11 protein-coding genes, 1 other RNA gene and 1 pseudogene are annotated in these 12,891 nt (G+C 43.2%); 8 read left to right on the top strand and 5 right to left on the bottom strand.

The genetic code is table 11. The features are described from left to right. Nucleotides 1-355: 355 nt before the first annotated feature. Nucleotides 356-721: a hypothetical protein gene (locus Q0380_RS08690; protein ID WP_298962742.1), complete on the bottom strand. Its 366-nt coding sequence runs from the start codon at nucleotides 719-721 to the stop codon at nucleotides 356-358. 340 nt (nucleotides 722-1,061) lie between these two features. On the opposite strand from Q0380_RS08690, the gene rnpB reads away from it, so the two are divergent. Together rnpB and Q0380_RS08680 are read left to right on the top strand one after the other, a co-directional pair. Next, nucleotides 1,062-1,378: RNase P RNA component class A (rnpB, locus tag Q0380_RS08685), an RNA gene on the top strand. A 37-nt stretch (nucleotides 1,379-1,415) separates the two neighbouring features. Next, nucleotides 1,416-1,694: a hypothetical protein gene (locus Q0380_RS08680; protein ID WP_298962739.1), complete on the top strand. Its 279-nt coding sequence runs from the start codon at nucleotides 1,416-1,418 to the stop codon at nucleotides 1,692-1,694. Between the two features lie 1,480 nt (nucleotides 1,695-3,174). On the opposite strand, the gene Q0380_RS08675 is transcribed toward Q0380_RS08680, so the two are convergent. The 4 genes from Q0380_RS08675 to rsmH all read right to left on the bottom strand — a co-directional run bounded on the left by Q0380_RS08675 (nucleotide 3,175) and on the right by rsmH (nucleotide 7,440). Then, nucleotides 3,175-3,312 carry a hypothetical protein gene (locus Q0380_RS08675; protein ID WP_298962736.1) on the bottom strand — a complete coding sequence of 46 codons (138 nt, stop codon included), beginning with the start codon at nucleotides 3,310-3,312 and terminating at the stop codon, nucleotides 3,175-3,177. Between the two features lie 427 nt (nucleotides 3,313-3,739). Further along, nucleotides 3,740-4,810, bottom strand: a complete 1,071-nt coding sequence (locus Q0380_RS08670; protein ID WP_298962733.1) for a DNA recombination protein RmuC — start codon at nucleotides 4,808-4,810, stop codon at nucleotides 3,740-3,742. Next, nucleotides 4,800-5,612 carry a hypothetical protein gene (locus Q0380_RS10515; RefSeq protein WP_366806678.1) on the bottom strand — a complete coding sequence of 271 codons (813 nt, stop codon included), beginning with the start codon at nucleotides 5,610-5,612 and terminating at the stop codon, nucleotides 4,800-4,802. Before Q0380_RS10515 ends, Q0380_RS08670 begins: the two co-directional genes overlap by 11 nt. Nucleotides 5,613-6,504: 892 nt before the next feature. Then, nucleotides 6,505-7,440: a 16S rRNA (cytosine(1402)-N(4))-methyltransferase RsmH gene (rsmH, locus tag Q0380_RS08660; protein WP_298962731.1), complete on the bottom strand. Its 936-nt coding sequence runs from the start codon at nucleotides 7,438-7,440 to the stop codon at nucleotides 6,505-6,507. Between the two features lie 64 nt (nucleotides 7,441-7,504). Here rsmH and Q0380_RS08655 point away from each other — a divergent pair, with 64 nt between their 5' ends. From Q0380_RS08655 to Q0380_RS08630, 6 genes and pseudogenes are all read left to right on the top strand, one after another. Then, complete coding sequence (locus Q0380_RS08655) at nucleotides 7,505-8,065, top strand: class II aldolase and adducin N-terminal domain-containing protein (protein WP_295152874.1); 561 nt, start codon at nucleotides 7,505-7,507, stop codon at nucleotides 8,063-8,065. A gap of 132 nt (nucleotides 8,066-8,197) precedes the next feature. After that, the gene (locus tag Q0380_RS08650; RefSeq protein ID WP_298962728.1) at nucleotides 8,198-9,655 is read left to right on the top strand and encodes a peptidylprolyl isomerase; all 1,458 of its coding nucleotides are present in this window, start codon (nucleotides 8,198-8,200) and stop codon (nucleotides 9,653-9,655) included. After that, nucleotides 9,648-11,015 (top strand): cell division protein FtsA, encoded by a 1,368-nt coding sequence (gene ftsA / locus Q0380_RS08645; RefSeq protein ID WP_298962725.1) that lies wholly within the window; start codon nucleotides 9,648-9,650, stop codon nucleotides 11,013-11,015. Before Q0380_RS08650 ends, ftsA begins: the two co-directional genes overlap by 8 nt. Before the next feature lie 22 nt (nucleotides 11,016-11,037). Then, nucleotides 11,038-12,198: a cell division protein FtsZ gene (gene ftsZ / locus Q0380_RS08640; RefSeq protein WP_040303139.1), complete on the top strand. Its 1,161-nt coding sequence runs from the start codon at nucleotides 11,038-11,040 to the stop codon at nucleotides 12,196-12,198. Then, nucleotides 12,199-12,711: a pyridoxamine 5'-phosphate oxidase family protein gene (locus Q0380_RS08635; protein ID WP_298962722.1), complete on the top strand. Its 513-nt coding sequence runs from the start codon at nucleotides 12,199-12,201 to the stop codon at nucleotides 12,709-12,711. Nucleotides 12,712-12,809: 98 nt separating this feature from the next. Next, a pseudogene (locus Q0380_RS08630) lies at nucleotides 12,810-12,891 on the top strand (methionine ABC transporter permease); the annotation flags it as partial.

Below are 12,891 nucleotides of genomic sequence, written 5' to 3'. Positions count from 1 at the left end.
TTCGCACCACATTTAGGCTACGTCGTAGCGCACCGCACCGCGCTGCAGAATAGGGCTCACGCCACGCCACGCTCCACGTCAAACCACGCCATATCGCGCGAAATTTTACGGAATTTTAGAGCCAGATGCGTGGATTTAAATTTGCGCGGCAGAAAAATTTTATAAAATTTTGTGAGATTTCATCGCAGTAAGCGCGCCGTTTTGACTAAGCCATAGAATTTCAAATCAAAATTTTATTCTGCTCGGCCGTAGGTAAAATTTGCTAAATTTTACCTTTTTATAGTTGTCTAAATTCATTTTCGCCAATAACCAGCAAAATATTATTAAGCTTAAAATCGCTTAAGTTTTTTATCTACTATTGCCCGTTTACAATATTTTCAAAAAAATTATTCTCTTCCCAAAAGTAGCATTCTAACATTTTTAAAATTCCGTTTTCCAAAAGAACCATTGCTCCTCCAATGTTTTCACCAGAAAGCATCAAATTTACATTGCCGACAAAGCCGTTATTTTTGCTTTTTTCTAATATTTTTTTACACTCGAAATGGCAATAATATCCGGCTGTCGAAACCTCTCTTTTTGTAATTTCTGAATTTTCAAACTGCTCATAAAGCGCATAATCGCTTAAATCATCACTTATTAGCTTAATAATTTCAGCTTCGATATTTGCAATATCTGTAAAATTGTCTAAGGATAAACATCGTTCCGATTTTTGGTTTTCCATTTTTTATAACTCCACGTACATTAATTTCATAGCTTTTAATATTAGCTTTATAGCCATTAGTAAAATTATTTAGCAACTTACCATTTGCCATATCTCTTTCAAGTTCTTTAATTATAGCATTATAAGCTTGTTGTTGATTATTTTCAAATTTATTTAAAAATCATCTAATTTTATGCTATTTTTTGTTAAAGATGTGATTTAATTTATTAGCTTCTTTATCGTCGTCATCCTCCGGCGGCAATGGTGCAGAGGCGGGAGTTTATACTTGCTCACGCCAAAAATTCCGCCCCTTAAATTCCGCAAGCCCTGAAGTTTAAGCCAAAAAAGCTATAATTGCGCTCGGGTGTGGTGTGCGGTCGCTCCGCAAGGAGAGGAAAGTCCGAGCTGCGATAAGACAAGGTTGCGTCTAACGGACGCCGGGGGCAACCCTAGGGAAAGTACAACAGAAAGCAAACCGCCGCGCAAGCGGTAAGGGTGAAAGGGCGGGGTAAGAGCCCACCGCGCGCGTGGAGACACGGGCGGCAATGCAAACCCAACCTGCAGCAAGAACGGGTGGTTTCGTCTTATATTCGAACCGTTCGCTCGAACCGATTTGCAAAAATCGGTCTAGATAAATGACCGCTGTAACGGAACTCGGCTTATAACCACACCTATTTTTACGCTGAATTTATTTACTTGGAATAAGGAAAGAATTTTGAAAAGCTTAATCTTATGCAGCGCGCTTTGCGCCGTCGTTTTAGGGCTCGGAGGCTGCGCGAGTGCGGGCGCTGATAAATCTATAATCTTGCAAGGCGACGCCCACGATCGCGTCTGTGCAGAGGTTTATGAGCGCTACAAACAGCTCGAAGCGGAGCTTTTAGCGGTCGAGGATCGATACGCAAACCCAAGCGTCGCGAACGATTATATACAGGCTTACGATGAGTACGAGCGCACCATCGCCTACTACAATAAAAATTGCGCGACCGATAAGTAGGCAGCGCGGATTGAGCGTGATTTAGTATAAACATGACTGCGGCGCAGTAGCGTAAAACGCTCAAAAATTTTATGAAAATTGCAAGAACTATTTAGAATTTTGCGTGAAGCAAAAAAGCATCTAAAATTTATTGCGTACGCTTGGCTCTAGCGATACGAAGTCGCGGTGTGAAGCATAGCGTGGTGCTTATTTGTGCCCGCATTTAGCTTAGCGCGCCAAATTTGCTGTAATCGTATAACGCGCCACATACTCGCGCTGCATTGGTTAAGGGGCATGCAATTTATTAATTGGATCGGCGCGAACTCCCAAAGTCGCGCTCAAAAATTCCGCCGCGTGGATTTGAATTAGTGACTTAAAGTGGCAAAGCAATATCCCAAAATTTAGCTGCGAATCGGACGACGAACGATTTATTAATCGGATCGGCGTAAAGTCGCACCAAAAATTCCGTCAAATGGAGTTGGTTGCTGTGCCTGTTTATGCGTCCACTAAAGCCTTGTAGCCTCAAAATTCCGTCGCATAGATTTGATCGGCGCCTAGGCGCTTGGACCAATCGCAAAATCAAGCCTTTAAAATCCTATCTCGCTCAGTTTCGACCTATTGCGCGATTTTTGCGGCATATAAAGGCGGTAAAACGAGATCGTTAGGGTAGCTTTAAGGTGCAGTGCGATTTTTTTGCTTGCGCATGCGGTTTTAAGGCGCTTGGTAATTTCAGTTTACTCGCGGAGTTTTAAGATGTGCGGTTTTTTGAGACCATAGCAGCGGGATTTTGGATTTTTAGCGCGAAAGTATTTGGCGGATTTGCAGTGCTATGGCTCTGATTTTTGTCGAGAAATTTTAGAATTTTACGATTTCGCAAGAAAATTTTGTGTGTTTTGGCGCCGCGTCAAACTTAAAATTTCATCTTGCCGCCGCGTAAGATTGCGCGTCTAATCTTTCTGTTTTTTAAATACGACGTATGTTTTGAGATTCGCGTCCGTTTTTGAAATTTTACTTCGAATAAACACCGAATACACAAAATAAGCTGCCTGGCGATAATTTTAGAAAGCCGTGCAAGCCTGCAATGCAAAAGCAAAGCTTTATGAGAGGCAGAGTTTAAGGCCTTTGTCGATAATTTAGCCGCTCAGAATGCTACGACTTTAAAATTTCGCGAGTTAAATTAAAATTTACGCCACTTGCTGCGGCTGATAAAATTTCGCGAGCTAAATTGCGCTGAAATTTTACGAACGGCGACAAAAAATATTCGGCGTAGAATTTTATTTGGCTTGTTTATACGTAGCGAAGGTTTGAGCTCGCAAGTAACCGCGATTTTTGCTTTACGCTCGCACCAAACCGCCCAAAGCAAGCGCGATATTTATCTTGGATACGCTTTAATGCGCGAGGTTTTTGTGTCGCCGTAAAATGCAAATTTACGAGCTTTTGGGATTGCAGATTAATTTTGCGTGCTTGCAGATCGCTTTTGAAATTTTGTCAAAATCTGAAATTATATCCGCGCAACGCCCATAAATTTCTCAGCGCTAAACGGATAATCCCGCTCGCAGCGCTGCTGTTTGAAATTCATAGTGCCTGTAAGCCGCTTTTTAAAGTTTCGCCAAAATACGAAATTTCGCTCATGAATCATGGATTCCGCCTCTGAAATGTAGAATTTTGCCTGCAACTGCAAATTACGTACGCAATAATATGGCGTCAAATTTTGTTTCGGTATAGCAGCGCTGAATTCCTTGGGCGGAAAGCGTAGTGATTGATCTTGCTGCATCGTGACGAGGGCGTGCGTTTAATGCTTAAGCGGATTGAATTTGCTCGTGCGTCCATGAAATTTAGCCGATCAAATTTTATGCGCGTCAGACAGCCTTCGAATTCTGCTTGCTCGCGTAACAAATCTATTAAGCCGAGTTTTAAATTCTATCTACCCCAAATGGGAATTTTATTTGCAAAATAGGCGAGGTGCAAATTTAATTTAAATACCGCTCACCCGCCTGTGAAATTCTGCCTCATTACAAGCTTGCTAAAGTACTCCAAGCCGCATTGTGCACGACGGTTTGCTCGCCTCATAGCTCGCTAAAACGCTCGAAACGGGCTTTTAGAGATTTTGCATTTTTGTTTAAAAGTTCCGCTTGCGCGGCGAGCTTATCCGCGTATGTTTGAAGCGCCGTCGCACACTTAGCATGCGCCTCAAAGTCCGATTTTAGCGCGTAAATTTCATCTTTTACCGATTTGATATTTTGCGCGAGCGCCTCGTCTTTTACGAAGGTACGGATCGTGCCTAAAAGCGCCAACAGCGTCGTGGGTGATGCCGCAAAAATGCCGATTTGCGCGCAGTATTCAAGCACCTGTGGCAGCTTCTCGCAGACATATACAAAAACCGCCTCACTGGGTACAAATAGCACCGCAAACTCCGTGCTAAGAGGCGGTATGATGTATTTTCCCGCGATATCTGCGGCGTGTTTTTTCATATCTGCGGCTAGCTGCTTATCCGCACTAGCAAGCGCTGCGGCGTCGTTTAAGGCGGAGGCGGCGATAATTTTTTCATAGCTTTGAAGTGGAAATTTTGAATCGATGCAGAGAATTTTTTCTTTTGCGATATGCAGCGCGCAGTCTGCGATTCTGCCGTTTGGTAGATGCTTTTGCAGCTCGTAAAACGAGGCGTTTTGCCCATAAATCATCGATAAAATTCTCTCTAATCTGTACTCGCCGAAGTTGCCGCGTAGTTTGACATTACCTAAAATCGAGTTTAGCCTTACGATTTCGTCACGCACCTGAAGTGAAGTTTTATTTTGCTCGCTCATTCGCGCTAGATTTTCTGCTATGTCCTTAAAGCCGTGATCTAACGAGCTTAAATTCTCGCTAAGCGCGCTATTTTGGCGCTGCAACCCCTCGCCCAGGGATCTATTAAGATAATAGAGCTTATCGTTAAAGCCGTCGTTTAGGCTTTGATTTAGCTTGAAAAGCTCGGCGCTCGCTCTCGCACTTTGAGCTGTGAGTCTTTCGCTTAAAAGCTCGCTAAGCGCGGAGTTTGCATCGCTTATGCGGCGGTTTTGCAGTACGAGCGCGATCAGCAGGGCAAGCACTAGCGCAGCAAAAAACGCAAACGCCGCGAGCAAAATCCCATCAGCGCCCATTTTCTTGCACGCTTTGCGGATCTAAAATTTCATTTTTGTAGCGCAGATATTCGATATCGTTGTTAAGCGCACGATTTTCCTCAAGCAAAACTTCGTGCTTGGTACGAAGCGCGGCGATGTCGCGGCTGATGTAATAAATTTCGTTGCGGATGTAAATCGCTGGCACCGTCAGCAAAAACGCAAATCCGATCAGCAGATAAACGACTAAAAGCTGATAAAGCGTGAGATTTTTCTCCTTTTTTTTCTCGGCATCGTAGTTGCGTAGTAGCTCGTCTTGTGCGCCAGCAAAACTGCCATAGCTGCGCCCTGCAGCAAGGCTTGAATAATCCTGCGCGCCCAGATCCGCGTAATTTTGATTTTGCGTGCTTGCAAAGCTTGCATCTGCAAACGCCGCGTAATCCGCCTTGCCGACAAAATTGGCACCTGCAAAACCCCCGTAGCTCGCTCCGCTGGAATTATCGCTGCCACGAGCGGCTGAAAGATTTGCGTCGCCGCCACGTCCTTTTAATTTTACTTTGCTGCTTTTATTAAATTTTGTTCCGCCGCTTTCGGAATTTAGATGGTTTTGGATGCTTGTAAAGCCTGAATTTTCGAATTCCAAGCCAGCAAAATCGTCGTAACCTCCTGCTGCGCCCGCATAGTTTCGTTTTACGGCGAGATCCGCGGCAAGCTTATCCTCTAGCTCCTCATCCGTCAGATCCTCCATAGCTCGTCTTTTTGCGAGCTCTATGCCCGCTAGATCGGATGTCCCTGCGAAGTCATGCCCGTCATCGTCGTCGGCAAAATATTCATATTTGTTCATTTAAAATCTCCATAAATTTAAAACCACGATCTTATCTTTACTTGCTGCCAAAGCGCCTGCGTCAAGATAAAATTCGGCTCGAAGCCAGCAGCTAGCGTGCGCTCAGCAAATAGCCGTTAAGGTAAAATTTAAAAGCAAAGCTACGAGCAAAATTTTTCTTTGCAATTTTACCTCGGTAAATGGAATTTTATCTTAACTCGCCAAATTCTATCTTGGCCAGCAAAAGCAAAATTTTACTTTAGCGGGCTATTGCGTTTATTTATCTGGCTCTTTGCACGATACTGTATAGCAGCAGAAGCTTCAAAAGAAGCATCGCGTTAATTTTGCTCGTTTTTGCACCGCCTGCTTGGGAAAATTCGCTTTGGTGGGTAAAAATCGAGCTCACTTTACCGAGATTGACTATTTATAAAATTTTGTCAAATCGTCTGAAAAACCGCTTAAAATTTTACTGCGTCTTCGATGTGCCTTAAAACGCTAAACGAAGGATATCACTTGCAAGATAAGCCCTATCATCTAAAATGGCGATGAAATCAACGGCTCGCTTGCTAAATTTCGTTAAAGTAAAGGACTAGATTTGGCATTACGCCACTTGTTTTAGGCGCCAAATTTTAACTCTCACTCTATTCTGTATCTATGCTCCCACTTAGTTTTTAAAATATGCAGCAACTAAATATCATAAAATTATACGTTAAATATAGCGTAAAATTCAACGTTAAATTTTATGATTTAGACATTGCGCGTTCGAAATAACGCTGAAAATATCATAAATTCTAAAGCCAATCTTTGAAAGCTGGATTTCAAAATTCCGTAAAATTTTAAAATTTAATGCCTGCAAATCTGTAAATTTTACAAAATTTCGTCAAAATTTAAAATTCATAGCAATCAAAGACGGTTATTTCAGTCGAAAAATTCTTAGCTTCGCGCTCGCTGCTCGCGAGTTTTTTGCAAGCTCTTGCGCGTCTGCTATTATAGGGCTTTTGGTTAGGATTTTACCTAACGAATGCCCGCCGCCGCATTCGCAGCGCATAAACTCTCTAGGGCAGACGCAATCGCGCTCCCACGCCCTAAATCGCTCCTTTACTATGCGGTCTTCAAGCGAATGAAATGAGATTATAGCGACAGTTGCATTAGTTAGAATTGAATCGCGCGATTTTTGCTCAATGAGCGCGAGCAGGCGCTTTAGTTCGCCAAGCTCGTCGTTTACCTCGATGCGGATCGCCTGAAATGCTAGCGTAGCCGTGCTGATGCTGCGCCCTTTAACGGGCTTTGTTCCGATTAAATTTGCCAAAGCTTTAGCGCTTGTTAGTGGTGCGTTAGTCCGTGCAGTAGCTATTTTAGCAGCGATTGCGTTAGCGTTTGTTAGCTCACCGTATTCGCGGAAAATGTGCGCCAGATCCGCTTGTGAGTAGCGGTTTACGACATACGCCGCATCTAGAGCTGCGCTCTCATCCATTCGCATATCTAGCGCGTCGCTTTTAGTGGAAAAGCCGCGGCAGTTTTTATCCAGCTGAAGAGATGAAACGCCAATGTCGGCTAGGATTCCGCGAACTGCGCGGAGCTTTTGCTCGGGCAGAATTTCTAAAATTTCGCTAAATTTTGCTTTGTGAATTTCTATGCGACCTTTAAATTTACTGAGCCGCTCGCGCGAAAATTCTATCGCTTCGGCATCTCTGTCGCAAGCGATAAGCTTAAGACGCGGATTAGCGGTTAAAATGCCTTCGCTGTGCCCTCCGTAGCCTAGCGTGCAGTCGATAACGTAGCCGTCCTCAAGCTGCGAAAATGCGGCGATCGTTTGCGAAAAAAGTACCGGAATATGTGGAGCTTGCACCTGAATTTATCCTTTTGAAATTTCTAATTCTATATAATAGCGAAATTTTTTACAAAGGCGAGAGATGGACGAGTATTATTATGAAATTTTACGCAAAATTTCGCTTTCGATGTTTAGAGATAGGCTTTTTGGGATCTTTCACGGCTCGATTTCAGCAAAAATTAAAGAAAATCAATTTTTGATCAACAAAAAAGACGCGATTTTCGATAGCCTGGATAGAGATGATTTTATAACGCTGTTTTCAAAAAAAGACTACCGCTGGCAGGATGCTAGCATCGATAGCGATATACATATAAATATTTACAAAAATATAAAAGAGGCGAAATTCGTAACCTACGCGACACCACCATATCTCGTCGCATATACGCTGGAGCATGATTTTATTTTGCCGCGAGATTACTTTGGGGTGAGCAAATTTAAGCGCATTGAAATTTACGATCCTAAGAACTACGACGACTGGCACGAGCGTGCGCCGTATGAAATTTGTAACTATATGATAAATGAAAATAGCGATATAATGGTGATTCGCGGCTATGGGGTTTTTGCCCATGCAAGGAGCGCGCAGCAAATGGCGAAAAAAATAGCGATTTTAGAAATGAGTTCGAAGCTACTTTTGCTAAGCTAAGATTAATGTATACCAAATCATTTACTAACGCGTTATAATTCGCCAAAAATGCCTATTTTTCAGCCTTACATAAGGTTTTATCTGTATAATTACTAACAAAAAATTTCTTTAGTTAGCTATTTAAGGATTTAGATGATAGAATGGATGCAAAAGCATAAGAAGTCACTTATACCGACGATTTGGATAAGCGCGATAGCTTTCATAGGCGCAGGCTTCGTCAGCTGGGGCGCATATGATATGAACGTTAACCGCGCAGGCTCAATCGCTAGAGTAGGGCAGATTTCAATAACGAATCAAGAATATAAGATAAAATCAACCGAGTTATACAATAGATTAAACGCTATGAGCGATGGGCAATTTACTCAAGAACAAGCCAAAAATATGCATCTAGATCAGATCGCAGTAGATCAGCTAATCGGCGAAGCGTATTTTCTAAATTTTGCTAAAGATTTAGGCATTCAGGCTAGTGATAAAGATGTGGCGGAATTTGTACTGAACTCGCCGAATTTCCAAGAAAATGGCGCATTTAGTAAGGAACTTTACAACAACGTAGTAAAAAATTCTGGACTTACTAAAAAAGAATTTGAGCGCAATCTACAAAAGGTCCTAACTTTAGAAAAACTCGGCAAAGCGCTAAAAATAACACCTAGCCCTAAGATCGTAGAAGCATTTGCAGCATCGCAGCTGATGCAGGATAAGGTTTCTGCAGAGATCATCTACGCAGACGCTAACGTCACTTTTAATGACGACGAGCTAAAGAAATTTTGGGAAGGCGAGAAATCGCACTTTATGACCGAGAAAAAATATACTCTAGGAGCATATTTTGTGGCGCCTAGCAATACCGATGTGAATGAGACCGAACTAAGTAAATTTTATGAAGAACACAGAGGCGAGTATAGAAGCCTGGATGATAAACTATTGGATTTTGCAGAAGCCAAACCTAATGTCTTAAAAGATTACCGAATGGATCAGGCTAAAAAAATCGCAAAAAAAGATTTTCCAGATATTAAAAAAGGCAAAATCGATACTAATGAAACCATAGTTGCTACGGCTAGCAATTTTCCAATATCTGAGATTGAGGTGGCAAAGCCAGGAGATGTCATAAAGCCTTTCGAGTACAAAGGCGGATATCTGATTGCTAAACTGAACGGCGTAGAGCAGCCTAGGCAGATGAGCTTTGAAGAGGCTAAGTCTTTGGCTTCTAAAGAATTTGAAACGAAGAAACGCAAAGAGCTACTTGAAAAAAGAGCTCAAGATGCGCTTAAAAATTTTAAAGGCGAAGATTTCGGCACGCTATCTCTTAATAGTAAAAATAATACCAAGCTGAGCGATGACGAATTTTATAAATTTCTTATCGATATGTTTAATAAGCCTGCCAAAGAAGGGATAGTGATGTTTGATAATAAAGCCGTAGTGTATAAAATTTTACAGCAGAGCCTAGGCAGCAGCGAAGAGATAGATAAAGAAAAAGCGATCGTCACCGATAGGATAACTGCGTTATTAAATTCCAATCTGCAAGACGATCTAACCAAAATGCTAGAAAAGCGCTATAAAACCGAAAGATATTTTAAAGGTAAAGACAGTGAGTGAGTATATTTTAGGTCTAGATATAGGCTCAACTAAAATTCGCGCGATAATCGCTAAAAATGATGGCATTTTTACGGTCTTAGGCGTTGGCGGAGCCGATACTTTAGGTATCAAAAAGGGCGTCATAACAAACATAGAACAAGCCGCGGGCTCAATAAAGCAGGCGGTAAAAGCGGCTGTAAAAGGAGCTGGCAGAAGCTACGATAAAGCCATTATATCTATCTCGGGCTCATACGCCAAAAGCGTTAAATCTCGCGGTGTCATAACTATGGAAAATGAGATTGGACTGGATGAAATCAAGCGCGCTATGCAGGTTGCCGAAGCGCAAGCAAATGTGCCTAGCGATAGCGTAATCTTGCATGTGCTTCCGTATGATTTCAGAGTTGATGAGCAGGAGCATATTGAAGATCCGCTCGGTATGAGTGGCACGCGTCTAGAAGTATCTACACATATCGTCATCGCGCCGGAAAGCTCTATTAAAAATTTGAAAAAATCCGTTGAGATGGCGGGAGTAAAGGTAGATAACATCGTCCTTTCAGGCTACGCATCATCCATATCTACGCTTAGCAAGGATGAAAAAGAGCTAGGTGTCGTACTGATTGACATGGGCGGTGCTACATGCGATATAGTCATCCATCTGGGAAATTCCTTACGTTATAACGATGTTGTGATGTTCGGCTCCAATAACGTTACTAACGATCTATCGCGTGCTCTGCACACGCCGCTTCCGTATGCGGAAAACATTAAAATTACCTATAACGATCTAATTAATCAAGGCAATAGCGAAGTTGAATTGCCTGTTTTAGGAGATAGCGAGTCAGAAAACCACATAATAAGCCTTGAGATCATCTCTCAAGTCATACTCGCTCGCGTTAAAGAGACCTTCGATATGATAGCCGATAAGATCGAAAGAAGCGGCTATAAAGACCGCATAGGCGCAGGTATAGTTATTACCGGCGGCATGGCGAAGCTGGATGACGTGCGCGATTTAGCAGCGATAGTTTTTGATAACACTTCCGTTAGGGTTGCAAGAGCAAAAAGCGTGGGCGGCTTGCACGAGATCGCTGATGATATTTCAAATTCTTGCGCACTAGGACTTTGCATGTATGGTTTCGGCGAATTCACCCCTTACGAGATGGACTCTAACGGCAAACTCCGCTACAAAGACGAAGTTATAAACAAGGCTCCGAAACGAAATGTGAACGAATATTATGAAAAAGAGGTCAGCAAGGCGATAGAAAAAGAGGGCGTCAGAGCGGATAGCGGTGCGGCTAAGAAGGAGGATCTAAATATCCAACTTCCCAAAAAAGACGGACAGAATTTTTTCAGTAAAATTTGGTCGTCTATGAAAAATTGGTTTTAAATTTTAAGCTAAGGAGATACTCGTGAAAGGATACAGCATGGAAGAAAGAAAGGGCATCTACGGTGCCAAGATGAAGGTTATCGGCGTCGGTGGCGGCGGATGCAACATGATAAATCATATGATCCGCGAAGGATTTACCAAAACCGACGTTGAGCTTATGGTGGCTAACACCGACGCGCAGGCGTTAGAAAAATCGATCGCAAATACTAGAATTTTACTAGGCGAAAACACCACTAAAGGCCTTGGCTGCGGTATGGATCCAGCGCTTGCCAAGATGGCTGCAGAGGAGAACTACGACGATCTTAAGGACCGCTTGGACTACTCCGACATCGTTTTTGTGGGCTCCGGTCTAGGCGGCGGTACCGGCACCGGCGCTGCACCTATCGTCGCTAAAGCTGCGAAAGAGAAAAAAGCGCTAACCATCGGCGTCGTTACCACCCCTTTCGGTTTTGAGGGTAAAAAGCGCATGCGACTGGCACAAGAGGGTCTTGAAGAACTTAAAAAAGAGTGTGATTCCATAATCGTTATCCCAAATCAAAATTTATTGAAGATCATCGATAAAAAAACCGGCCTAAAAGATGCCTTTAAGATCGTAGATAATGTCCTATTTCAAGCCGTAAACGGTATGATCTCCGTGATCTTAGAATCAGGCGATAGCGATATCAACGTCGATTATGCCGACGTCAAAAAGGTAATGACGCACCGCGGTTTGGCGCTTATGGGTATCGGCGTTAGCGAAGGTGATGGCGCGGCAGAAGAGGCGCTAAAAAGCGCGATCCAATCTCCGCTTTTGGACAATACCTCCATCCACGGCGCTATGGGCGTGTTAGTGCATTTTAAGATGTCGCCTGATTGCTCCTTGCTTGAGATTGAATCCGCGATGAATATCATCGAAGATACCGTGGATAAGGATGCCGACGTTACTTGGGGTACCACCACCGATCCTAAGATGGAAAATAACCGCGTCGAAGTTACTCTCATCGCCACTGGCTTTGAAAGGAGTATCGAGGAAAAAAAGCAGGTCGCCAGCGATAACGTAGCGGATCGCAGGAAGGCGCTTTTAGAGAGCATGGGTCGAAATTCTATCTTTTCTAGACAAAAGGTAAGTAGCGGCGATTTTAACGGAGACGAAACCTACGACGAGCTCGACGAGCCCGCATTCCTACGCAACCAGATGGACTAAATGCGCAGACGAGATAGGCAGCTAAGCGAAGATGAGGCGTTAAAAATCATCGACGAGAGCGAATACGCTACGCTTAGCTGCATCGACGAGAGCGGCGAAATTTTTAGCGTGCCTATCTCGCCGGTGCGCGATGCAGACGTTATTTATATCCACGGCGCGTCTGCCGGCACAAAGGCGAAACTCTTTCAAAACGGACGCGCGGTAACGGCGGTTTTTGTTAGCTACAACCGCGTTCCTACCCCAAGCGACGAAGAATACCGATCTATCGCAAACGATGCTGCCGCTTTAGGCTCTAGAGTTTATACGACGGAGTACCGCAGCGCGATCGCCGTTTGCGAAGCAAACGAAGTGTTAGATGACGAGCGTAAAATTTACGCCTTGCGGATACTTTGCGAAAAATACACCCCAAACTACATGTCGCGCGTAGAATTCGCCTCCAAAGCATCATTAAAGCGCACGAAAATTTACGAACTCAAAATAAAATCCGTAACCGCAAAGGCTAAAATTTTATAACATTAAATTTAAGAAATTTAAATTTTAAATTGTTTGGCTTCTTAAAATTTCAAGTTCGAATGCTAGAGAGATTTTAATCTGAAATTTCGTATCGCCAAATTACGAAGCTTCTTGTTGGAACGAGTATCGGCACTACCGCGGCGATCGTACCGCTTACTATAGGCTCGGCCCCCTTTATCG

The organism is uncultured Campylobacter sp. (assembly GCF_937959485.1).
Lineage (GTDB): Bacteria > Campylobacterota > Campylobacteria > Campylobacterales > Campylobacteraceae > Campylobacter_B.
Note: the sequence above shows the minus strand (reverse complement) of the source record. Positions and strands in the feature narration are given on the sequence as shown.

What these genes read in the sequence shown, in the direction of transcription:
- Q0380_RS08690 (WP_298962742.1), bottom strand. Translation starts at nt 721, where the DNA reads ATGGAAAACCAAAAATCGGAACGATGTTTATCCTTAGACAATTTTACA.
- Q0380_RS08675 (WP_298962736.1), bottom strand. Translation starts at nt 3,312, where the DNA reads ATGATTCATGAGCGAAATTTCGTATTTTGGCGAAACTTTAAAAAGCGG.
- Q0380_RS08670 (WP_298962733.1), bottom strand. Translation starts at nt 4,810, where the DNA reads ATGGGCGCTGATGGGATTTTGCTCGCGGCGTTTGCGTTTTTTGCTGCG.
- Q0380_RS10515 (WP_366806678.1), bottom strand. Translation starts at nt 5,612, where the DNA reads ATGAACAAATATGAATATTTTGCCGACGACGATGACGGGCATGACTTC.
- Q0380_RS08655 (WP_295152874.1), top strand. Translation starts at nt 7,505, where the DNA reads ATGGACGAGTATTATTATGAAATTTTACGCAAAATTTCGCTTTCGATG.
- Q0380_RS08650 (WP_298962728.1), top strand. Translation starts at nt 8,198, where the DNA reads ATGATAGAATGGATGCAAAAGCATAAGAAGTCACTTATACCGACGATT.
- Q0380_RS08635 (WP_298962722.1), top strand. Translation starts at nt 12,199, where the DNA reads ATGCGCAGACGAGATAGGCAGCTAAGCGAAGATGAGGCGTTAAAAATC.